Raw genomic sequence first — 22,851 nt, forward strand, 5'->3', positions numbered from 1 at the left:
ATCCAGCGACCGCGGGGTTTCCGCGGTGACGTAATCCAGTCTAACAGTACGGGCGTACTGCTAACAAGGACCGTCCACCGGCGCGTGCGACGCGGACCCCCAGATGCTCACGACTTCCTCATTCTGTCGTACCGTTCTGATCGGGGTTCGGTGAGCATCCACCGACGACCGCACATTTAATGATCGCGAAACGTGGTGGCCACCGAGACCGGTGCGCACCATCCTGCTCGAGGAAGCGGAGACGATGAATCCTGGTCCGGCCACCGACGGCGCCCAGATACTCGCCGCACCCGGCACGACCGTTCTCGCGGCGCCCGCCTCCTCCTACGACACCCAAGGTGTCACCGCCACCACCGCCCCCGGTGGCGTCGACCTGACCGCGATCGCCGCCGACCTCCGTGATGATCACGTCTACAGCGAGGACCCCGCGCAGATCGGCGCCCTCAAACAGGTCGTGGCGCATGCTCAGGCCGACGGGCACGACATCAATCTGGTGGTGCTCAAGCAGCAGATGCCCACGTTCACGATGTATCGCGACATCGCCACCGAACTGCAACAACACGTCGGCGGGACGGTGCTGGTCTTCGGTCCCAATTCGGTGGGCAGTGCGTCGCCGGAGTTCAGCCGGGTCAACCTCGAGGACGCCACCGACAATCTGACGCTGTCGAATCCTCCGCAGGCCGCACAGCAAATGGTGGACGCGATCACCAAACCCGGGGTCGACTGGACGCTGGTCACGATCGTGCTGATCGCCGTCGTCGTCATCGGAGCGATCGTCGGCCGCATCCGGAGTCTGCGGCGCCGGGACCGCGGCGCGCAGACATCCGCAGCAGAGCTCATTCATGGTGCCGGGGGCGAGGAGTCCGAGACGGACGGGAAAGCCCCCACCGGAGCTGTCGCGCCCGGCTCGAGGAACGACTCCTAGGGCGGCCTCCCGGTCCTGTCCACCGTCGTCGAGGTGCCTCCGGCGCGTCTTCGACGCCGTCCTCGGCGATGGTCTCGGTGTCACCCGATGGGCTGACGCCGTGACAGCGGCGGTCCGTTGCCAATTCGATACCAACCCAACCTTTCGGACTTTGAGCAGTTCACAGCATCGGTGCAGGTAATCACGTCTTTGTAATTCGTTGCACCCGTTTTCTCCTGTGGCAAATGTGACGTACGGTTCCAATGTCACGTGTGGTGTAGATGTCCATCAATGCGCCATATGTGATGCGTGTTGCATCGTCGGCGTCGTGCGCCGCGCGGGGTTGCAGACGCTGTTCGTGCCACGGATGACCACATCCGCTGACAGACGGCGAGGGAGTGCCAGTGAGGCGAGGGACCACAGGAGTGGGCCGCAGGGCGGCGCGCCGATGGGCGTCGTTGGCGACGTCGCTCGTCGCGGCCACCGTCGGGCTGGTTGCCGTGATGGGTCCGGCGGCGGCCGCACCGACCACCTCGCGCGCCCCGAGCTCGCCGGTATCGGCGCTGATCAATCAGATCGCCCAGGTCAACCAGAATCTCAGCGACCTCGACAGCGCGGTCGCCGCCCGGCAGGAGGCGGCCAACCACGCCGTCGTCGACTACCAGAACGCCGTCGCCGCGCAGCGTCTCGCCGCCGTGGCCGCCGACGACGCCCAACAATCACTGGGTCGTGCAACCCGGGCCACCGAGGCCGCCCAACGTGAGTTCGACCAGTTCGTCCGCTCGGTCTATCGGACCGGCGGGAACGAGGGCACGCTGACCGAGTACCTCTCGTCGTCGGACCCGCAGAAGGTGCTCGACCGCGTCACCGTCATCAATCAGCTCGGCCGCGACCAACAGCAGACCATCCGGCGCTTGCAGGTGGCGCGGAATCAGCAGGCCAACCAGGTGGCGGCGCTGCAGGCGACGAAGCGCCAGACCGCCTACGCGGCGCAAAGCGCCCAGACCCGCCGCGACGATGCCGTCGCCGCGGTGTCGGCGGCCCGCGGCGCGATCGCCGACCAACAGCGCAAACGAGCCACCCTGGTCCAACAACGCAACGCGGTCCAGACCCAACTCGACAAACTGCGCGGGACGGCGCGCCCGACGCAGGTCGACGCCCCGGCGCCCGCGGATCTGTTGACCGGGCTGTTCCGCAATCTGCCGGGACAGGCGCAACCCGGCCCGGTGACCGTCAGCCCCACCCAGGCGGCCGGGGACAACGACGCCATGCAGGTTGCCGCCGAGGCCGCTGCGCGACTGGCCCTCGACGTGACCCAGAAGGTCCTCTCCGGGCTCGTCGGCCAGCAGCAGGTGCCGCATTCGGAACTGCTCGACGAACTCGGACTCGGCGGAGCGGGGCTGGGCAGCGACGGCGGTGACACCCTGAGCTCGCGCCTGGGTTCGGGCAGCCTCGGGCAGCTCTTCGGCAGCTCCGGCGGAGGTGGAGGCGGAGTCGTCCGCCCGGGACTGCGAGGCCCGCAGGCCGTCGAGATCGTCGTGAACCGTGCGTTGTCGCAGCTGAACGTGCCCTATGCGTGGGGCGGTGGTGATGCCAACGGGCCGACCCAGGGCATCCGCGACGGCGGCGTCGCCGACAGCTACGGCGACTACAACAAGATCGGGTTCGACTGCTCGGGTCTGATGGTCTATGCCTTTGCCGGCGTCGGAATCGAGCTGCCGCACTACACCGGCTATCAGTACACCTCGGGGCCGCAGTTCCCGCTGGCGCAGATGCAGCGCGGCGACATGATCTTCTACGGCCCCAACGCCAGTGAGCACGTCGCCCTTTATCTCGGCGACGGAAAGATGGTCGAGGCGCCTCAGTCGGGCGACGTGGTGAAGGTGTCGCCGGTGCGCACCGACGGCGCGATGCCCAACGTCGTCCGTCTCCTCTGACCGGTGGGTCGGCGGGCTCACGCTCGTTCATCCGACCTACCGGCGTCGGCGACGCCCGCGCCCTTCGTGGCATGTTCTCAGTCGGCGCCGCTAGGCTGGCAACGACGAGAGCGGGGGTACGTCCGTCGCCGGATCAGCAACGACAGGAGCAAGGGTTGACCTCACATCCCACAGTCGAGTCGACGGCGCAGGGGGCCGGCGCGGCGGGCTTCGAATTGAGCGACGCCGACGTCAAGCTCGTGGAACGGGCGATCTACGAGGTCAAGCGGGTCATCGTCGGCCAGGACCAGCTCGTCGAACGCATTCTCGTGGGCCTGCTCGCCCGCGGCCACATCCTGCTCGAGGGTGTTCCCGGGGTGGCCAAGACCCTCGCGGTCGAGACCTTCGCCAAGGTGATCGGCGGCAGTTTCTCCCGCGTCCAGTTCACCCCCGACCTCGTCCCGACCGACCTCATCGGCACACGGATCTATCGTCAGGGACGCGAGGAGTTCGACACCGAACTCGGCCCCGTGGTCGCGAACTTCCTGCTCGCCGACGAGATCAACCGCGCGCCCGCAAAGGTCCAGTCGGCGCTGCTCGAGGTGATGGCCGAGCGTCATGTCTCGATTGGCGGAACGACCTATCCGATGCCCGATCCGTTCCTGGTGATGGCCACCCAGAACCCGATCGAGAACGAGGGCGTCTACCCCCTGCCCGAGGCGCAGCGCGACCGGTTCCTGTTCAAGGTGCTCGTCGACTACCCGTCGGTGGAGGAAGAACGCGAGATCGTCTATCGGATGGGCAATGTCGCCCCCGAGGCATCGCAGATCCTCGATCCCGCGGCCACCATCCGCCTGCAGCGGACCGCCGCCAACGTCTTCGTGCACCACGCCCTGGTCGACTACGTCGTGCGCGTCATCAACGCCACCCGCCGCCCGGCTGAACTCGGACTGACCGATGCCGCGAGCTGGCTGTCCTACGGCGCCTCGCCGCGCGCGACCCTCGGTATCGTCGCGGCGGCCCGGGCACTGGCGCTCGTGCGCGGGCGCGACTACGTCATCCCACAGGACATCGTCGAGATCATCCCGGACGTGCTACGGCACCGTCTGGTCCTCAGTTACGACGCGATGGCCGACGAGATCACCGCGGACACGGTGATCACCCGCATTCTGCAGACCGTCGGTCTGCCGCAGGTCGGCGCACAACCGATGGCCGCCCCGTACCCGTCGAACCAGCAGCACCCGTCGAACCAGCAGCCGGGACTCCAGCAGACAGGACCCCAGCAGCCGGGTCTGGATCACCCCACCCCGCCGGCATCGCCGGTCGGTGCGCCGCCGAGCGTCGGTCAGCAGATCACCGCCCAGCCGGGTCAGCACGCACCCAACCAGGCGACCGCGCACTATGGCGGCCAATAGCGATCTGCCGTCGCTCGGGGCGGGACTGCTCGAGGAGCCGCAGCTCACCGCGGCGCTGAAGATGCTCGAGCTCACCGTGCGGCGCAAACTCGACGGAGTGCTGCAGGGCGAGCACCTCGGCCTCATCCCGGGGCCCGGTTCCGAGCCGGGGGAGGCGCGCCCCTACCAGCCCGGCGACGACATCCGCCGCATGGAATGGTCGGTGACCGCACGCACCACGCAGCCGCATGTTCGTCAGATGATCGCCGACCGCGAGCTCGAGACGTGGCTCGTGGTCGACGCGTCGGCGAGCCTCGATTTCGGCACCGTCAACTGCACCAAAAGGGATCTGGCGGTCGCGGCGGCAGCCGCGATCGTTCACCTGACCTCCGGTGGCGGCAATCGGCACGGGGCGATCGTGGTGACCGGTGACCAGGTCGTCCGCGTCCCGGCGCGGGCCGGACGAGTGCACGCCCAACATGTGCTGAAGACGATCGCCACCACCACGCGCGGCGCTCCCGGTGTCCGTGGCGACCTCGACGCCGGTATCGAGGCGCTCCGTCGTCCGCAACGACGCCGCGGTCTGGCCGTGGTGATCAGTGATTTCCTCGGACCGATCACCTGGGAGCGGTCGCTGCGGGCGATTGCCGCCCACCACGAACTCCTCGCCGTGGAGGTGCTCGATCCGCGTGATGTGGAACTGCCGCCGATCGGTGAGGTCCGCCTGGCCGACGCCGAGTCCGGCGAGGTGCGTGAGGTGACCATCACCGACCGCCTCCGCCATGATTTCTCGGTGGCGGCCCAGGCCCACCAGGACAAGGTGCGGCGCACCATCCGCAGTTGCGGCGGTCCGGTGTTGTCGCTGCGCACCGACCGGGACTGGCTCACCGACGTCGTCAAGTTCGTCGGCCGGCGCCGCCGCGGCCTCGCGGCCGGGGTCGGGTGATCACGGAGTGTTCTCCAACCCCTGGTGGCTGTTGCTCGCCCTGCTCGTGGCCGGCGTCGTCGCCTGCTATGTCTACATCCTCCGGGCTCGTCGCAGGCGAACCCTGCAGTTCGCCAACACCGAGGTCCTCGACCGGGTCACCACGCCCGATGGTCGCTGGACACGATGGGCCCGCCACGCCCCGATCGCCCTGCTGATCGTCGCGTTGCTCCTGCTCGTCGTCGCCGCGGCCGGACCGCAGGCCGATCGCAAGGTGCCGCGCAACAAGGCCACCGTCATCCTGGTCATGGACGTCTCGCGATCCATGGAGTCGACCGACGTCGCGCCGACGCGGCTCAAGGCGGCGCAGGCCGCGGCGAAGAAATTCGCCGACGACCTCACCGACGGCATCAACCTGGGCCTGATCTCGTTCGCCGGGACGGCGTCGAATCTCGTCACGCCCACACCGGATCACGGTGCGACCAAGTCCGCCGTCGACAAACTGCAACTGGCCGACAAGACGGCCACCGGTGAGGGCATCTTCGCGGCCATCCAGCAGATCCAGACGCTCAACGCCGTCCTCGGCGGTGACTCCGGCGCGCCACCGGCACGCATCGTGTTGCTCTCCGACGGCAAGGAGACGGTGCCCGACGACCCCGACGACCCGCGCGGCGCCTTCACCGCGGCCCGTAAGGCCAAGGAGGAGAACATCCCGGTGTCCACGATCTCCTTCGGTACCGCGACCGGCACCGTGGATCTCGACGGCGATCAGGTACCGGTGCCCGTCGACGACGACACCCTGCGTCAGATCGCCAACCTCTCCGGCGGCCGGTTCTTCACCGCGTCGAGTCTCGACGAGCTCAACAAGGTCTACGAATCGCTGCAGCAGGACATCGGCTACGAGATCCGCAAGGGCGACAACTCGCGACCCTGGATCATCTCCGGCACGATCCTCGCGATCGCCGCGGTCATCGGCTCGCTGGTCATCAACCAGCGCCTGCCGTAGTCGGTGCACCGGAGGCGTCGGTGTGTGCGGGTGCGCGCCCAGGGCCGACCTGGCAGCAAGTGACACCGATCCAACCGATAGGTTTGGCGCATGGCTGATAGCAACGAATCGACCGACACCGGTCGGGTCTCACGATCGGTACTGGTCACCGGCGGCAACCGTGGAATCGGTCTGGCCGTGGCCCGGCGGCTGCTCGCCGACGGGCACAAGGTCGCGGTGACCCATCGCGGTTCCGGGGTGCCCGACGGGTTGTTCGGGGTCGTGTGCGATGTCACCGACACCGAGTCGGTGGACCGGGCGTTCACCGAGATCGCCGAGCATCAGGGGCCCGTCGAGGTGGTTGTGTCCAACGCCGGCATCAACGAGGACACGCTTCTCATGCGGATGAGCGTGGAGAGCTTCGAGAAGGTCATCAACGCCAACCTGACCGGGGCCTTCCGGGTGACCAAGGCGGCCACCCGGGACATGCTGCGCAAGCGGTGGGGACGATTCATCTACCTCGGCTCTGTCGTCGGTCTGATGGGTACCCCCGGCCAGGCCAATTACGCCTCGTCGAAGGCCGGTGTGATCGGGCTCGCCCGGTCGGTGACCCGCGAACTCGGCGGCCGCAACATCACCGCCAACGTCGTCGCACCCGGGCTCATCGACACCGACATGACCCGAGCGCTGCCCGAGGAGTACACCAAGACCGCGGTGGACCAGGCGATCCCGGCCAAACGGATGGGACAGCCCGAGGAGGTCGCCGCGGTGGTGTCGTTCCTGGCCTCCGACGACTCGTCCTATGTCACCGGCAATGTGATCAACGTCGACGGCGGTCTCGGTATGGGCCACTAGACTCTCCGGATCCGTTCTCCCACCATCGATTTTCTCTATCCCCCCGACCCCGCACAGCAGAGGAGTTCTCGCCGTGAGCGGAATCCTGGACGGCAAGACCGTCCTCGTCACCGGCATCATCACCGATGCCTCCATCGCCTTCCACACCGCCAAGGTCGCCCAGGAGCAGGGCGCGAAGGTCATCATCACCGGGATCCCGGAGCGATTGCGGCTGATCGACCGCATCGCCAAGCGGCTACCGCAGGAGGTCCCGCCGGCGATCCCGCTCGACGTCACCGACGAGGAGTCGCTCGCCGCACTCGCCGACAAGGTCGGTGAACTCGCGCCCGAGGGCGTCGACGGAGTGGTGCACTCGATCGCGTTCGCGCCCAAAACCCTGATGGGCCCCGACGCCGTGCCGTTCCTCGACGGCCCGGGCCCCGACGTGTCCAAGGCCTTCGAGATCTCGGCGTGGAGCTACGCGTCGCTCGCGCGCGCGGTGCTGCCGGTGATGAACGAACGCGGCTCGATCGTCGGCATGGACTTCGATCCGCGGACCGCGATGCCCGACTACAACTGGATGGGGGTGGCCAAGGCCGCCCTGGAGTCGGTGAACCGTTATGTGGCGCGTGAGGTTGGCTACGCCAAGCGGATCCGGTCCAATCTGGTCGCGGCCGGTCCCATTAAAACGCTTGCTGCCAAGGCGATTTCGGGCACCGCGACGGATGACGCGAAGAAGCTGAACATGCTCAACGAGTACTGGAACGGTGCGTCGCCGATCGGCTGGGACGTCAACGATCCGGGCGTGGTGGGCACCAGTGTGTGCACACTGCTCTCCGACTATCTGCCGGGCACCACCGGGTCGATCGTCTACGTCGACGGCGGGGCGAGCCACAACACCTGGTTCCCTGAGGACTTCATCAAGTGAGCGTGTGTCGGTGACCGTCGCGCCCGAACGCGGGGACGTCGATCGCACCGGCGAGCGCCGGCCGTTCGACTCCGTGCTGTTCCTGTCCTTCGGGGGGCCCGACGGGCCCGACGACGTGATCCCCTTCCTGGAGAACGTCACCCGAGGGCGTGGTGTGCCCCGGGAGCGCCTCGAGGCGGTGGCGCAGCACTACCTGCACTTCGGTGGTGTGTCACCGATCAACCGGCTCAATCTCGACCTGATCGCGGCCCTGCGTGCCGAGTTGGACCGTCGCGGGCACGAGGGGCTGCCGGTCTTCTTCGGTAACCGCAACTGGCATCCGATGATCGCCGACACCGTCACCGAGATGTACGACGCGGGTCATCGGCGGATTCTGGTGTTCCCGACGTCGGCCTGGGGTGGCTATTCCGGTTGTCGGCAGTACCACGAGGACATCGAGCACGCGGTGACCGAGCTGTCGCGCCGCCGACCCGCGGCCGCATCGTCGGATCCCGTTCTGCTGCGCAAACTCCCACAGTATTGGGATCGTCCGGCGATGGTGGCGGCCGGCCGTGACGCGATCACGCGTGCGGCGGCCCTCCTTCCGCCCGCGTCACGCCCGCCGCGTCTGGTGTGCACGGCGCATTCGGTGCCGAGCGCCGCCGACGCGAACTCCGGGCCCGCCGCCGACGGCGGCCACCTGTATTCGCATCAGGTGGCTCGTGCGGCCGAGATGGTTGCGCGGGCAGCCGGTTTCGACGTCCACGACCAGGTGTGGCAGTCGCGGTCGGGACCGCCGCAGGTGCCCTGGTTGAGCCCGGACATTTGCGATCATCTCGAAACACTGGCCGAGCAGGGCACCACGCAGGTCATCGTCTACCCGGTGGGTTTCATCTCCGATCATCTCGAGGTGATCTGGGATCTCGACAACGAGGCGGCCGATACCGCGCGGCGTCTGGGAATGGATTACGTCCGCGCCGACACCGTGGGTACCGACGCGCGTTTCGTGTCCCTGATCGCCGATCTCGTCGACGACCACCTTGCCGATGACCGCTATGCCGGTGCTGCAACCACTCCGGCGGGCGAGCCGCCGATGGGGTGCGGGGACAACGGGGCGATCTGCCGGGACCGCTGCTGTGTCCCGGTGGCCCGCCCGACCCGCCGCTGACGGCGGGGGGCGATCACCCTCACCGGGGATGTGGATCGTCGGCGACCGCCGATCACCACGTGGTGCCGAGGAATTCGGCGATGATCCGGTTCACCGCGGCGGCGCGCGCGGCATGGGCGAGACCGACCAGCCGCCGCAGCTCCCCATCGCCGGATGACCACTGTGCGGCGGTTGCCCCGAATCCGGCTCCGGCCTCGCCGGCGAGGATCGCGATCGACTCGACCTGTGCCGCGGTCTCGATCATGCGTGTCGCACGCATGTCGTCGTGTGGTGGCACCTCGACGAGGTGGCGGTGGGTCTGTGCGCGCAGCGTTCCGCGCAGATCGACGGGCATCGTCGCCGTCCGGCCACCGATCTTCGTGATCAGCTCGGCTGTCGTCGAGATTGCCTGTCGCAGTTCGTATTCGATGTCGCCGGCGAGCCCGGTTGCCCCGCTTGGCACCTCCGATCGGTAGCGCATCGCCCGCCAGCGGCAGGAGCCGTCGTGTTCGGTCGGGATCAGTGCCAGCGGCGTCGCGGCGCCGTCGTCGATCAACAGGACCTCGCCGGCGGCGAAGGCGGCGGTGGTGGCCTCGTCGGGCGGGAGGCCCTGCGGGTCACCGGCGCTGGGGAGCCGGACCGAGAGGCGTCCGGCGTCGCGGAGCAGGGTGAGCATTCCCAGAACACCGGCCGGGGTCGGGTCGGGCGTGCCCGTCCGGTCGTCGAGGACGTGCAGATCGGCGGTTCCGGCGAGGGTGTCGACGACGTCGTCGGGGGAGCAGCGTCCGGCGATCCACGCCGCAGACCACGCGCCCAGGGCGCTGGCCGGCCAGGCGTGTTGCAGGACATGGTCGATACTGGTCATAGGTCGTCCACGATACCTTCCGGTTCGCACATCGGCGCCCGGCGTGGCTTTCGCCGGTCTGGGGCGGGAGTTGGTTAGCGTGACGGGTGTGACCGACGATCGTTACGGACGAGATGTACTGGCGGCGCCGCGCCGCGCCGCGCCCCGCACCCCAGAGGTGGCGGCAGAGCGAGACCTGGTCGTCGAGGACGCGGCCAGCGGATTCTGCGGCGCCGTCGTCGGACTCGAGAAGAGCTATGCCGGCGACCTGGTACGGCTCGAGGACCGCCACGGGCGTACGCGGGTCTTCGTCATGCATCCCGCGGCGTTCCTCATCGACGGTTCGCCGGTGACCCTGGTCCGACCGCGCACCCGGGGTCCGGTCGCGGCACAGCGCACCGCGTCGGGATCACGGGTGGCGCCCGCGGCGCGCGCCCGCACGGCCCGTGCGAGCCGGATCTTCGTCGAGGGCGTGCACGACGCCACTCTTCTCGAACGCGTCTGGGGATCGGATCTGCGCGCCGAGGGGGTGGTGGTCGTGGGGCTCGACGGCCTCGACAACCTCGACGCCGTACTCGCCGATTTCGGGCCTGCCGCCCATCGCCGAGCGGGTGTGTTGGTCGACCACCTCGTTGCCGGTTCCAAGGAGGAGCGCCTGACCGCGGATGTGGGGGAGCACGTCCTCGTTCGTGGGCATCGGTTCATCGATGTCTGGGAAGCGGTCAAACCGGCCTCCGTCGGCATCCGGGCCTGGCCGACGGTGCCGCGCGGGGAGGAGTGGAAGGCCGGGGTGTGTACCCGATTGGGCTGGGGCACACCACAAGACGGCTGGCGTCGGGTGCTGTCGAAGGTCACCGACTTCCGTGACCTCGAGGTGGATCTGTTGCGCTCGGTCGAGGAACTCATCGATTTCGTGACCGCCGCGGACGGCGACGGCTGAGTCGGCGATCGCTCCGGGGACTCGGGCGCGGTCCGGATCGCCGCTGCCCCGGTGGCGATTCTGGCAGACTGGACCCATGAGCACCCTGATCTGGCTGGTGGCCGTGATCGTGCTGCTGATCGGCGAGATGGTCAGCGGAGATCTGGTGCTGCTCATGCTCGGTGGTGGCGCGCTCGCCGCCACGGGTGTGGATTTCTTTGTCTCACCACCCATCTGGGTGGACGTGGTGGTGTTCGCGGTGGTTGCGGTCGCGTTGCTGGCATTCGTGCGGCCGGTGGCCAAACGGCATCTGATGTCCCGACCGGCATTGCTGACCAACGTCGAGGCGCTCGAGGGCAAGCACGCCACGGTCCTCGCGTCCGTCGACGAACACCGCGGCCGGGTGAAGATCGACGGCGAGGAGTGGTCCGCCCGCGCGATGACCCCCGGCGATCATTTCGAACCGGGCGAACAGGTGACCGTGATGCAGATCGACGGCGCGACCGCCGTCGTATGGAAGGGGTGAGGGTCGTGGAGTACATCGGCTTGGTGGTGGCCGTCCTGGTGATCGTGTTGGTGGTGGTCACCCTCGCGAAATCGGTGGCCCTCATCCCGCAGGCGGAGGCGGCGGTGATCGAACGCCTGGGGCGCTACACCCGTACCGTGTCGGGGCAGTTGACCCTGCTGGTGCCGTTCATCGACCGGATCCGGGCGCGCGTCGACATCCGCGAACGCGTGGTGTCCTTCCCCCCGCAGCCGGTCATCACCGAGGACAACCTCACCCTGTCGATCGACACCGTCGTCTACTTCCAGGTCACCAATCCGCGGTCGGCGGTCTACGAGATCGACGACTACATCGCCGGCGTCGAGCAGCTGACCATCACCACACTGCGCAACGTGGTCGGTGGCATGACCCTCGAGGAGACGCTGACGTCGAGGGACTCGATCAACGGCCAGTTGCGCGGCGTACTCGACGAGGCGACCGGGCGATGGGGACTGCGCGTGGCGCGCGTCGAGCTCAAGTCGATCATGCCGCCGCCGTCGATCCAGGAATCGATGGAAAAGCAGATGAAGGCCGACCGTGAGAAGCGCGCGACCATCCTGGCCGCGGAGGGACAGCGCGAGTCGGCGATCAAGACCGCCGAGGGTGCCAAGCAGAGCCAGATCCTGTCCGCCGAGGGTGCCAAGCAGGCCGCGATCCTCTCCGCCGAGGCCGAGCGGCAGTCCCGCATCCTGCGTGCCCAGGGCGATCGCGCGGCGACCTACCTCAAGGCGCAGGGTGAGGCCAAGGCGATCCAGAAGACCTTCGCCGCGGTCAAGGCGAGCAAGCCGACACCGGAGATCCTCGCCTATCAGTACCTGCAACAGATCCCCGAGATGGCCAAGGGCGAAGCCAGCAAGGTGTGGGTGTTGCCGACCGACTTCGGTTCGGCCCTCCAGGGATTCGCGAAGTCGTTCGGCGTCAAGGGCGACGACGGGGTGTTCCGCTACGAGCCCGCCGACGACATCCCGGCCGACGTCGACGAATCCGACACCGAGGGCTGGTTCGACATGACCACCGACCCGCGGGTGGCGCGTGCGGTTGCCGAGGCCGAGGCGGTTGCCCGTCAGCCCGTCGAACCCGATGCTCCGCTGCGTGCGGCCACTCGTCGCTCCATCCCCGCCGACACCACCTCGTCGGGAGCGCTCGACGCGGCACCGGGATTCGCGGCGGCACCCGCGGTCGAATCGGCCGCCCCGACCGACACCGCCGAGCCGAGCTCGTAGGCCCGCGTCGTCCGGCTCCACGCCTGGCGGGGTCTCACGCCGGTGGCGAGGACGAGGGTGCGGACATCGCGTTCACCGACGCCGACGGGGCACTCGGTGCGGTGCCCGAGGGCGTGTGTGTCGTGGTCGCCGGCACCGGACCGGCGTCGGGTACCCCGATCTCGGCGGCCATGGTGGGCAGCGCGTCGGTGAAGGCCTGCTCGGCGAATTGCCATGTGTGCCCGCCCGATTGCAGATGGATCGAACAGGTGATGCCCACTTTTTCACCGTCGGCGCACAGCGTTCGTGCCGCGGTCAGCTCAGACCCCGGGGTGATGTGCCCACCGCCGTCGCGGCCACCGAGTCCGGTGCCACCCTGGCCCGGGCCACCCCACTTGCCCTGATTCCCGTGTCCCTGGCCCCCTTGTCCCTGGCCCCCTTGTCCCTGGCCCCCTTGTCCCTGGCCCCCTTGTCCTTGACCCCACTGCCCCTGGCCCCGGCCGCCCTGTCCCGGGTGGTGTCCGCCGTGCTGTCCCGGACCGCCGGGACCCCAGCCGCCGCCGGAGGATTCGTCGAACCACCCCGAGACCCCGGTGTAGCGACCGTGCCGCGCCATGACCGTCGCCGGGTCGAAGTCGGCGTAGGCCGTGGTGCTGCCCCCGAAGAGCCGGCTGACCGTCTGGCTCGTGGTGCCGGAGTTGGGGGCGGCGTCGCCGGCGATGTCCTCGAACGAGGTGAATTCATCGGGGTGCATGGTCACCAGGTCCACCGCGCAGGTGCCGCCCATCGACCAGCCGACCACGCCCCAGTTGGCGGCGGCAGGCGATGCGTGGAACTGCGAGATCACCGCCGGACGGACCTCGTCGGTCAGATGTGTGGCGACGTTGCCGCGGGGCCCGTTGACGCATTCGGTGTCGTTGTTGAAGCTTCCGCCCACATCCGGGAACACCAGGATCGGAGCCTGTCCGTGATGTGTCCGCGCGTAGGCGTCGATGATCTGGACGGCATGTCCGGTGCGCATCCAGTCGGCGGGGGTGTTGAATTCGCCGCTGATCATCATCACGACCGGAAGGGTCGGCGGGGTGGGGCCGGCGAACCACGCGGGTGGCAGATAGACGTATTCGGTGCGATGGGCGAAATCGCTGTGCGCCGAACCGGTGTCGATGGAGACCACCTTGCCGGTGGTCTGCACGGTGTTGCGATCGGCGGCCAGCGTCGAGTTGTCGATCTGGTCGGGCAGCGGTCCGGCAGTCAGTTGCGCCCACGCCTCCTGAACGGTCGGGAAGTAGCCGACCCACTGGTTCACACTGAGCGCCGCCGCCGCGAGCACGGCGATCACCGACAACACCGATGCCACCCGGCGCCACCACTGGGTGCGACGTGCACCGACGACGACCAGCGCCACCGCGGCGCCCAGCGCGCCGATCCACCACCACAAGAGCTGCGGCGCGGGGTCGGAGGACATACCCTCTGAGGACCAGTATTCGTATGCGGCCCACACCGTCAGTGCGCCGACTCCGACGCTCACCGGAATCCAGAGCAGCCACCATCGTCGCGACCGGCGTGCGATGACCAGGACCAAGAGGACGATGGCGACGATCTCGATGGTCAGCGGCAGCCAGCCGTCGAGCAACGAAACGCCGTGTCCGTACGTGTGCGAACCCACTCGCGCCAGTGTGCGTCCCGGAACTGGCACCTCGCCGTCAATCAGCTGAGAGTCCGCTCAACGCTTGATATTTCGGGCTCGAGAAACCGACCAGCCCGACTTATCGGACCGTGCCGGCCGCGGTCACACGGCCAGGAGGTGCCCCACCCCGGCCATCCCGCACGCCCACAGCACCGAGGCGAAGGTGCCCATGATGAACTGCTCGCTGGCATGCGGCGCGCGTAGTTCCGGAAACCGGGCCAGGCTCTTGACCGCGAGGATGATCGCCAGCCCCTCCGGCCAACCGAGCAGCAGGGTCCCGACGACGGCGAGCCGTTCGAGGTATCCGATCACCCGGCCACCACGCAGCGGACCGGACTCGGGTTCGTCCGGCCGGCCCGCGGGCGGTGCGCTGGGGGCCGGGGCCCTGGTGACGCCTCCGGCGATGAGTACCGATCGGACGATGGCGCCGCCGGCGGTGACCGCGGCCGTGGTGGCCGCGAGGGATCCGATGACGGACACGGCGTGGGTGGTCGGTGCGGTACCGGACCACGCGCACAGTGCGGCCACCGCTGCGAGCAGCAACGAGACGACGCTCGACGCCGGATCGATCCACTCGCGGTTGCCGAGCCGACGGTGCAGCGCCATCGCCGCCCCGGGGAGCGCGGCGATCACGATGAGCACCGTGATGGCGGTGGCGGTCATCGGGGGTCCTCGGCGGGTCGGTCGGCGCGGGCGAGGAGATCGGCGACGAGATCTCGCGTGGGCGACTCCAGTTCCCAGCGCGCCGCCCGCAATCGCTGCGACATGGCCTGCGGGGTGATGCCGAGCTCTTCGGCCGCCGCGGTCTGTCGCAGGCCGCCACGGACCAGCGACACGGCCTCCCGGCCCGCGGCCGAGCGGGTGATCACGATCTCGGTGAGCAGACGCAGAGCGGTGTCGGCGTGTTCGGCCCACCGGGACGCTCCGCGCACCGCCAGCGGTGGCCGCGCGGCCTTGGCCGCTTCCACCGCGGCCCGCGCATGCTCGAACGCCTCACCGCGGCCCGCCCGGGTCTGCGCAGGGAGCGGTGTCTCGACGTCGCCGATGCCGATGCCGATGCTCCAATGTCCCTCGTCGGCCAGCAGCAGGGTGACGGCGACGACGGCGTCCGGGTCGGTGAGTACGGCCTGGACCTCGTCGCCTGCGGTGCGGTCGAAGGGTCGGAGGACCGGGGTGTCGGCAACGGCGGTGAGCAGGTCGGGAACGCGGTCGCGGTCCGTCCGGCTCCGGCGCTGGTCGATCGTCATCACGAACACAGCAGATCACCCGCCACCGACAGGGCGGTTGCGGCGACTGCGGTTGCGGGGACCCCGCGGCCCGTGGTGCCTCATGCCACAAGTATGAGGACTTGTCATCGGTATATCAAGCAAAATGACTTGATATGAATAAATCAAGTTTGAGAAGTTGATGGCCGAAGGGGTGTCCGCACGTCGACGACGAGCCCGATGACCCCGATCGCGAAGAACGTGGCGCTCAGAGCCAGCAACCACGGGTTCTGTCGACCGGTCAGCGCGTCGCCGAGAAGCACGACCGCCACGGTTCCCGGGGCCATGCACGTCACACTCGCCAGCAGGTAGGGGCCGGTGCGCACCGAGGAGAGTCCCGCGCAGTAGTTCAGCAGCCAGAACGGACAGACCGGGATCAGCCGCAGCGACCCGACGGCCAGCCAGCCGCGCGCGGCCAGCCGGTACTCGACCGCTCGCATCACCGGCCGCTGCAGGAATGGCTGAATGCGGGACCGCCCGACACCACGGGCCACCCGGAACGCCAGGTACGCCGCCAGGGTTGCCGAGATCATCGCGCCGATCACGCCGACGACGGGACCGAAGAAAATCCCCGACATGACGGTGAAGATGGTGCGGGGGATCGGCAGTGCCGTGCATACCACGTAGGCGCCGAAGAACACCCAGACGAAGGCGGGCCCGAGATTCTCGCCCCAGGCGCGCACACTGCCGACCGAGGGAAGGGGAACGAGATAGGAGATGGCCAGCACCGCGCACACCGCGACGAGTCCGAGGACCGCGTTGCGGATACTGCGGCGCGATTGGGTGGTCATCGCATCTCTGGACCTGCCCGGCGACCCCGACGGGATCGGCGGCTCGGGCGAGGCGGGTGCCACGGACTCGCCGGAACCACTGCGATCGTTACGCACCGCTCCACTCTAGGGCGGTCCGCTCGACCGGCTCCCGCGTGATCGCGGCCGAGTCCGCCGGGCCAGGCGTGTCGGACGTGGCATACGTCACGACACGGGCCTACTGTGCGGTACCGAGCGAGCGATCGGCTAAGGTCAACTACGCTCTCGACCGAGCGCATGATGGAGGTGTGTGCAGCACGATGCCCGAGCACAGCGAACAGCCCGAGCAGTCCCGACAGGCGCTCGACGAGGCATACAAGACATGGTCGCGGGCCGCGGCCGGGGTGCTCGCCAAGTCGCGGCGCGTCGAGGTCGATGATCTCCCCGACACCCCCGAGGCACTGCTGTCCACGCAGACCCGGGACGGGCTGACCGTCCGCCCGCTCTACACGCGCCGAGACGAGACCGCAGAACCCGGTGTCCCCGGTGGCTTCCCCTACGTCCGTGGGGCCGACCCGCACCGCGACGTCCTCACCGGCTGGCGGGTGACCGAACGATTCGGCGACGATCCGGCATCGGCCCAACAGGTCAACACCGAGATCCTCGAGGCGATGAACAACGGGACCAGCGGCCTGTGGCTGGCCGTCGGAGGTGCACTGACCGCCGACGACCTCGCCACCGTGCTGTCCGGTGTCTACCTGGACCTCGTGCCGATCACCCTCGACGGCGGCGCCTCGGGTATCGAGGCCGCACGCGCCCTGCTCGCCGTCCTCGACGGTGCGCCCGCGGGCGCGAACACCGCCGCGCCGACCGCGGCGACGACGCTGTCCCTCGGGCTCTCACCGCTGACCGCCGCATACTCGGGACGGCCCACGGTGGCACCCGAGGCGGCCACGGAACTGGCGGTCGAGGTCGCGGGGGCGCACGGCGCCGCGGTTCGCACCCTCCGGGTCGACGGCACCGACTTCGCCACCGCCGGTGCCGACAACGGACTCGAACTGGCCCTGTCGGTGGCTGCCGCGGTGGCGCATCTGCGTGATCTCACCGCCGCCGGACTCGACCCCGCGGCCGCGCTGGAACAGCTCACCTTCGCCGTCTCGGTCGCCGACGATCAGTTCGCCGGAATCGCGAAACTGCGTGCGCTGCGGCGTATCTGGGCTCGGGTGGCCGAGGTGATCGGCGCACCGAACTCCGGTGGCGCGCTGACCCATGCGGTCACCGACCTGTCGATGTACAGCCAGCGTGATCCGTGGGTCAACATGCTGCGCAGCACCATCGCCGCCTTCGGTGCCGGCGTCGGCGGTGCCGACCAGGTCACCGTCCTGCGGTACGACGCCGCGTTGCCCGCCGATGCGCGCACCTCCGGAGCCGCGTTCTCCCGGCGGATCGCCCGCAACACCCAGCTGTTGCTCCTCGAGGAGTCCAACATCGGACGCGTGCTCGATCCGGCAGGCGGATCGTGGTTCGTCGAATCGCTCACCGACGACCTCGCCGCGAACGCGTGGGCGGTCTTCGGTGACATCGAGAAGCAGGGCGGATATCGCGCCGCCCTCGACTCGGGGTGGATCGCCGAGCGTGTCGCCGAGTCGTTGCAGACCCGGGACGTGGCGGTCGCCCATCGTCGCGAATCGGTGACCGGGGTCAACGAGTTCCCGAATCTCGCCGAGAAGCCGATCACCGGCGCCCCGGCCACGACGACCGACCTCGTCGGCGCGACCCCGCGACTGGCCCGCGTCGGACGCGCCTTCGAGCAGTTGCGGGATCGCTCCGACGCCCAGTTCGCCGACACCGGCACCCGTCCGCGAATCCTGTTGCTGCCGTTGGGAAGTGTGGCCGAGCACAACGGCCGCACCACGTTCGTCGCGAATCTGCTCGCGGCGGGCGGGATCGAGGCGGTGAACCCCGGGCCGCTCGACGCGTCGACCATCCCCACCGCGATCGCCGACACCGGCACGCCGATCGCCGTCCTGTGCGGCGCCAAGGCGCGCTACGCCGAGGACGGTCCGGCGGCGCTGGCCGCGGCGCGGGCAGCGGGTCTGGCGCACGTGCTGCTCGCCGGACCGGACAAGGAATGGCCCGCCGGTGACGACCGCCCCGATGGCTCGCTGCGTGTGGGCATCGACGCGGTGGCCACCCTCACCGACCTCTTCGACCGGCTCGTCCCCTCCGTCCCCGCCACCTCGGGAGCCAGCGCATGACCAACACCGAACAGACAACCGCGATACCGAGTTTCGCCGACGTCGACCTCGCCGTCGAGGTGCCGGCGGTACCGGCCGACGCGGCTGCGGAGGTGATCGGGGACCTCTCGGCCGCCCACGGTTACAGCACCGAGCAGGTCACCTGGAGCACCCCCGAGCAGATCGACGTCACGCCGGTGTACACCCGCGCCGACCGGGATGCGGTGACCACCGACGGCGCCCACCCGTATCCGTTGGATTCGGTACCCGGGGCGGCGCCGTTCATCCGCGGCCCGTATCCGACGATGTACGTCAACCAGCCGTGGACCATCCGCCAGTACGCGGGCTTCTCCACCGCGGCGGAATCCAACGCCTTCTACCGCCGCAACCTGGCGGCCGGGCAGAAGGGCCTGTCGGTGGCCTTCGACCTGGCCACCCACCGCGGCTACGATTCCGACCATCCACGCGTCGCCGGTGACGTCGGCATGGCGGGTGTGGCGATCGACTCCATCCTCGACATGCGCCAGCTCTTCGACGGCATCGACCTCGGCAGCGTGTCGGTGTCGATGACGATGAACGGTGCGGTGCTGCCCATCCTGGCGCTGTATGTCGTTGCCGCAGAGGAACAGGGCGTGCCGCCGGAGAAGCTGGCGGGGACCATCCAGAACGACATCCTCAAGGAGTTCATGGTCCGCAACACCTACATCTATCCGCCCAAGCCGTCGATGCGGATCATCTCCAACATCTTCGAGTACACCAGCCAGAAGATGCCGCGGTTCAACTCGATCTCCATCTCCGGCTATCACATCCAGGAGGCCGGGGCCACCGCCGATCTCGAGCTCGCCTACACCCTCGCCGACGGTGTGGAGTACATCCGCGCCGGCCTCGACGCCGGGCTCGACATCGACAAGTTCGCCCCGCGACTGTCGTTCTTCTGGGGCATCGGGATGAACTTCTTCATGGAGGTCGCCAAGCTGCGTGCCGCGCGTCTGCTGTGGAGCGAACTCGTCGCCCAGTTCGATCCGAAGAACCCGAAATCGTTGTCGCTGCGCACACATTCGCAGACCTCGGGGTGGTCGTTGACCGCCCAGGACGTGTTCAACAACGTCGCCCGTACCTGCGTCGAGGCGATGGCGGCCACCCAGGGTCACACCCAGTCGTTGCACACCAACGCCCTCGACGAGGCGATCGCCCTGCCGACGGACTTCTCCGCCCGCATCGCCCGCAACACCCAGCTGCTGTTGCAGCAGGAATCGGGTACCACACGCCCGATCGATCCGTGGGCGGGCAGCAACTACGTCGAGTGGCTGACCCATCAGCTCGCCCAGAAGGCCCGCGAGCACATCGCCGAGGTCGAGGCGACCGGCGGTATGACGCAGGCGATCAACGAGGGTCTGCCGAAGTTGCGGATCGAGGAGGCCGCCGCCCGCACGCAGGCGCGCATCGACTCCGGTCAGCAGCCGCTCATCGGGGTCAACAAGTACCGCGTCGAGGACGACGAGGAGATCGAGGTCCTCAAGGTCGAGAACTCCAAGGTGCGCACCGAACAACTCGAGAAGCTCGATCGGCTTCGCGCAGGCCGGGATTCGGCGGCGGTGGAGGCGGCCCTGGCCGATCTGACGCGCGCCGCGGCCAGCGACGACGGCGGCATGGAGAACAACCTGATGGCCCTGGCCATCGAGGCCGCCCGGCAGCAGGCGACCGTCGGCGAGATCTCCGCGGCGCTGGAAAAGGTCTATGGTCGCCATCAGGCAGAGATCAAGACCATCAGCGGGGTGTATCGACATGAGGTGGGTGCGGTGACCGGCGTCGAGGCGGCCACGGAGATCGTCGAGCAGTTCGCCGAGGCGGAGGGTCGGCGCCCGCGCGTGCTGGTCGCCAAGATGGGCCAGGACGGACACGACCGCGGGCAGAAGGTGATCGCGACGGCATTCGCCGACCTCGGCTTCGACGTCGACGTGGGCCCGCTGTTCGCCACCCCCGAGGAGGTCGCCACGCAAGCCGCCGACAACGACGTCCACGTCGTCGGTGTGTCCTCGCTGGCCGCCGGGCATCTGACACTGGTGCCCGCGCTGCGCAAGGCGCTCGAGGAGGTCGGCCGCCCCGACATCATGATCGTCGTCGGTGGGGTGATCCCGCCCGGTGATTTCGAGGAGCTCTACGAGGCAGGCGCCGCGGCGATCTTCCCGCCCGGTACCGTCATCGCCGACTCGGCGGTCGAACTCGTCGGCAAGCTCGCCGACAATCTCGGGCTCGAACTCGCCGGAGTCGCTTCCGAGTGACCGACCAGAGCGGCACACGGGCAGCGGTACGCCGACGGGTAGACGTCGATGCGCTCGCCGAGGCCATCCTCGAGGACCGTCGCGCGGACCTCGCCCGCGCGATCACCCTCGTCGAATCGCGTCGGCCCGATCACCGCGCCGCGGCGCAGGAGTTGCTCCTGCGTCTGACTCCGCACTCGGGCAAGTCGTTTCGGGTCGGCATCACCGGCGTCCCGGGGGTCGGTAAGTCCACCACGATCGAAGCACTCGGACTGCATCTCATCGAGCAGGGGCACAAGGTCGCGGTACTCGCCGTCGACCCGTCCTCGACGCGTACCGGCGGGTCGATCCTCGGGGACAAGACCCGGATGGGCCGGTTGTCGATGGACAAGCGTGCCTACATCCGGCCGTCACCGACGTCCGGCACGCTCGGCGGGGTCGCCAAGGCCACCCGCGAGTCGATCGTCCTCGTCGAGGCCGCAGGTTTCGACGTGGTGCTGGTGGAGACCGTCGGCGTCGGCCAGTCGGAGGTCGCGGTGGCCAACATGGTCGACACGTTCTCGTTCCTGACCCTGGCCCGCACCGGGGATTCGTTGCAGGGCATCAAGAAAGGTGTCCTCGAGCTCGCCGACGTGATCATCGTCAACAAGGCCGACGGCAAACATCTCACCGAGGCGAACGCGGCCGCCCGCGAGCTGAAGAACGCGCTGCGGCTGATCTATCCGCACGACGCACTGTGGTTTCCACCCGTGCAGACGATGAGCGCGCTGGAGAACACCGGCGTCGACGAGTACTGGGCGGCGGTGGAACGTCATCGCGAGACACTGCTCGCCGCAGGTGAATTCGAGGCCCGACGCAATCGTCAGCAGATCGAGTGGATGTGGGAGATGGCGCGCGAGACCGTGCTGGCACGCCTCGCCGATTCCCCGGAGGTCAAGTCGGTGCGCGCCGAGGTCGAGCAGCAGGTACGCGAGGCCACGCTGACCCCGGCGCTCGGCGCGCAGCGCATCATCGAGACCTTCGACAACCGCTGACCCGACAACCCGAACGCACACCGGCGCCGCACCTTCGAGGTGCGGCGCCGGTGTTCTTCAGCGGGTCGGTCGCACGCGGGTCAGAGCTTGGCGGCCACCGGATTCAGGGTGTCGATGACGAACCCGACCGACGGCGCACTGGGCACGCTGAACGCGGGTTGGGTCTTGTCGTCGAGGTAGACGACCGTACCGTTCTTGACGGCAGTGAGGTTGCTCCAGCCGGGTACCTGGTTCACCACGGCGTTGTTGCCGCCGGGAACATAGACGACCAGCAGATCCGAGTTCAGCAGGTCGATCCGCTCCGGCGAGATCAGCGCACGGGTGGACTGACCGTTGTGCAGTGCGGCCACCTGCGGGTTCAGGGTGAAGCCCAGTTGGGCGATCAGGCCCGCAGCGGCATCCTTGGTGGAGTTGATCGCCCCGACCTGACCGGTCGGGCCCACCTGCGCGAAGGTGAAGGTCTTGCCCTGCGCCTTGGCGTTGTTCGACTTGAACGTCGAGATCTCACCATTGGTGGCATCGATCAGTTTCTGTGCCTGATCGCCGACGCCGAACATCTTACCGGCCGTCGTGGTCAGTTGCTCCCAGGTGTCGGCGGTGGCGCCTTTGGTCAGTACCGGGATCGTCGGGGCGATCTCCTTGAGCTTGTTGTACTGGTCCTCGCTGCCGAGGTAGCCGGCCAGGATGAGGTCGGGGTTGAACTTGGCCAGTTCGGCGACGGTCACCTGGGTCGGGTCGGCGACCTCGACGATCTGTGCGTTGTTGGCGGGGGTCCACGAGAACGTCGGCGTGCCCTTCGGGACGAACGCCGCGGTGATCGGGATATTCAGTGCTGCAAGGGTATCGGTCCAGTCACTGAGCAGTGTCACCACGCGGGTGGGCTTGGCGGTGATCTCCGTCGAGCCGTATTCGTGATCGATGGTCACCGGGGTGAACGACGAACTGCTCTGTGCCGAGTTGTCGTCGGGGGAGGAGCAGGCGCCGAGGAAGGCGATCAGGCCCACCGCGACGGCCACCACCAGGCCGCGCAGCATCGGTCGTGTGTTCTTCACGAGAATCCAATCAGTTGTGTGGGAGGAGTGGGGATTTCGGCGGGC

At 68.6% G+C, this 22,851-nt stretch carries 20 protein-coding genes; 14 read left to right on the forward strand and 6 right to left on the reverse strand.

What is annotated here, in order from left to right; translation table 11 throughout:
- The first annotated feature begins 211 nt into the window (after positions 1–211).
- The 8 genes from GOPIP_RS12795 to GOPIP_RS12830 all read left to right on the forward strand — a co-directional run bounded on the left by GOPIP_RS12795 (position 212) and on the right by GOPIP_RS12830 (position 9,033).
- Positions 212–925, forward strand: a complete 714-nt coding sequence (locus tag GOPIP_RS12795) for an Rv1476 family membrane protein (RefSeq protein ID WP_006370096.1) — start codon at positions 212–214, stop codon at positions 923–925.
- Positions 926–1,308: 383 nt separating this feature from the next.
- A complete protein-coding gene (locus GOPIP_RS12800) occupies positions 1,309–2,841 on the forward strand; it encodes an NlpC/P60 family protein (RefSeq protein WP_014359984.1) in 1,533 nt (510 codons plus the stop codon).
- 155 nt (positions 2,842–2,996) lie between these two features.
- Positions 2,997–4,235: an AAA family ATPase gene (locus GOPIP_RS12805; protein ID WP_006370098.1), complete on the forward strand. Its 1,239-nt coding sequence runs from the start codon at positions 2,997–2,999 to the stop codon at positions 4,233–4,235.
- The gene (locus GOPIP_RS12810; protein WP_006370099.1) at positions 4,222–5,160 is read left to right on the forward strand and encodes a DUF58 domain-containing protein; all 939 of its coding nucleotides are present in this window, start codon (positions 4,222–4,224) and stop codon (positions 5,158–5,160) included. The genes GOPIP_RS12805 and GOPIP_RS12810 overlap by 14 nt, the downstream gene beginning before the upstream one ends.
- 7 nt (positions 5,161–5,167) lie before the next feature.
- Positions 5,168–6,145: a VWA domain-containing protein gene (locus GOPIP_RS12815; RefSeq protein WP_006370100.1), complete on the forward strand. Its 978-nt coding sequence runs from the start codon at positions 5,168–5,170 to the stop codon at positions 6,143–6,145.
- Positions 6,146–6,235: 90 nt separating this feature from the next.
- Positions 6,236–6,979, forward strand: a complete 744-nt coding sequence (gene fabG1, locus GOPIP_RS12820; RefSeq protein WP_006370101.1) for a 3-oxoacyl-ACP reductase FabG1 — start codon at positions 6,236–6,238, stop codon at positions 6,977–6,979.
- 73 nt (positions 6,980–7,052) lie between these two features.
- Positions 7,053–7,886: an NADH-dependent enoyl-ACP reductase InhA gene (gene inhA, locus GOPIP_RS12825; protein WP_006370102.1), complete on the forward strand. Its 834-nt coding sequence runs from the start codon at positions 7,053–7,055 to the stop codon at positions 7,884–7,886.
- 4 nt (positions 7,887–7,890) lie between these two features.
- Entirely contained in the window at positions 7,891–9,033 is a 1,143-nt protein-coding gene (locus GOPIP_RS12830; RefSeq protein ID WP_006370103.1) for a ferrochelatase, read from the forward strand.
- Positions 9,034–9,085: 52 nt separating this feature from the next.
- On the opposite strand, the gene GOPIP_RS12835 is transcribed toward GOPIP_RS12830, so the two are convergent.
- Positions 9,086–9,877, reverse strand: a complete 792-nt coding sequence (locus tag GOPIP_RS12835) for an Rv1486c family protein (protein WP_006370104.1) — start codon at positions 9,875–9,877, stop codon at positions 9,086–9,088.
- Between the two features lie 79 nt (positions 9,878–9,956).
- On the opposite strand from GOPIP_RS12835, the gene GOPIP_RS12840 reads away from it, so the two are divergent.
- The 3 genes from GOPIP_RS12840 (at position 9,957) to GOPIP_RS12850 (ending at position 12,542) form a co-directional block, all read left to right on the forward strand.
- Complete coding sequence (locus tag GOPIP_RS12840) at positions 9,957–10,796, forward strand: DUF3097 family protein (RefSeq protein WP_014359991.1); 840 nt, start codon at positions 9,957–9,959, stop codon at positions 10,794–10,796.
- A gap of 76 nt (positions 10,797–10,872) precedes the next feature.
- Positions 10,873–11,301, forward strand: a complete 429-nt coding sequence (locus GOPIP_RS12845) for an NfeD family protein (RefSeq protein ID WP_006370106.1) — start codon at positions 10,873–10,875, stop codon at positions 11,299–11,301.
- On the forward strand, positions 11,289–12,542 hold the full coding sequence (locus GOPIP_RS12850) for an SPFH domain-containing protein (protein WP_020171376.1): 1,254 nt from the start codon (positions 11,289–11,291) through the stop codon (positions 12,540–12,542). The genes GOPIP_RS12845 and GOPIP_RS12850 overlap by 13 nt, the downstream gene beginning before the upstream one ends.
- Before the next feature lie 34 nt (positions 12,543–12,576).
- Here the strand turns inward: GOPIP_RS12850 and GOPIP_RS12855 are convergent, their stop codons facing one another.
- The 4 genes from GOPIP_RS12855 to GOPIP_RS12870 form a co-directional block, all read right to left on the reverse strand.
- The gene (locus tag GOPIP_RS12855; protein WP_035727944.1) at positions 12,577–14,187 is read right to left on the reverse strand and encodes an alpha/beta hydrolase; all 1,611 of its coding nucleotides are present in this window, start codon (positions 14,185–14,187) and stop codon (positions 12,577–12,579) included.
- Positions 14,188–14,310: 123 nt separating this feature from the next.
- Positions 14,311–14,871 carry a hypothetical protein gene (locus GOPIP_RS12860; RefSeq protein ID WP_006370109.1) on the reverse strand — a complete coding sequence of 187 codons (561 nt, stop codon included), beginning with the start codon at positions 14,869–14,871 and terminating at the stop codon, positions 14,311–14,313.
- Positions 14,868–15,464 (reverse strand): hypothetical protein, encoded by a 597-nt coding sequence (locus GOPIP_RS12865; protein WP_006370110.1) that lies wholly within the window; start codon positions 15,462–15,464, stop codon positions 14,868–14,870. The genes GOPIP_RS12860 and GOPIP_RS12865 overlap by 4 nt, the downstream gene beginning before the upstream one ends.
- Before the next feature lie 134 nt (positions 15,465–15,598).
- Complete coding sequence (locus tag GOPIP_RS12870) at positions 15,599–16,264, reverse strand: TVP38/TMEM64 family protein (protein ID WP_006370111.1); 666 nt, start codon at positions 16,262–16,264, stop codon at positions 15,599–15,601.
- Positions 16,265–16,542: 278 nt separating this feature from the next.
- Between GOPIP_RS12870 and GOPIP_RS12875 the strand changes: the two genes are divergently transcribed.
- From GOPIP_RS12875 to meaB, 3 genes are read left to right on the forward strand one after another with little or no spacing between them, the layout of a single operon-like run.
- The gene (locus GOPIP_RS12875; RefSeq protein ID WP_006370112.1) at positions 16,543–18,480 is read left to right on the forward strand and encodes a methylmalonyl-CoA mutase family protein; all 1,938 of its coding nucleotides are present in this window, start codon (positions 16,543–16,545) and stop codon (positions 18,478–18,480) included.
- Entirely contained in the window at positions 18,477–20,741 is a 2,265-nt protein-coding gene (gene scpA, locus GOPIP_RS12880; protein WP_006370113.1) for a methylmalonyl-CoA mutase, read from the forward strand. Before GOPIP_RS12875 ends, scpA begins: the two co-directional genes overlap by 4 nt.
- The gene (gene meaB, locus GOPIP_RS12885) at positions 20,738–21,754 is read left to right on the forward strand and encodes a methylmalonyl Co-A mutase-associated GTPase MeaB (RefSeq protein ID WP_006370114.1); all 1,017 of its coding nucleotides are present in this window, start codon (positions 20,738–20,740) and stop codon (positions 21,752–21,754) included. Before scpA ends, meaB begins: the two co-directional genes overlap by 4 nt.
- 80 nt (positions 21,755–21,834) lie before the next feature.
- Here the strand turns inward: meaB and GOPIP_RS12890 are convergent, their stop codons facing one another.
- Positions 21,835–22,806, reverse strand: coding sequence for an ABC transporter substrate-binding protein (locus tag GOPIP_RS12890; protein WP_006370115.1), 972 nt, complete (start codon positions 22,804–22,806; stop codon positions 21,835–21,837).
- Positions 22,807–22,851: the final 45 nt, after the last annotated feature.

Source organism: Gordonia polyisoprenivorans NBRC 16320 = JCM 10675 (assembly GCF_000241325.1).
Lineage (GTDB): Bacteria > Actinomycetota > Actinomycetes > Mycobacteriales > Mycobacteriaceae > Gordonia > Gordonia polyisoprenivorans.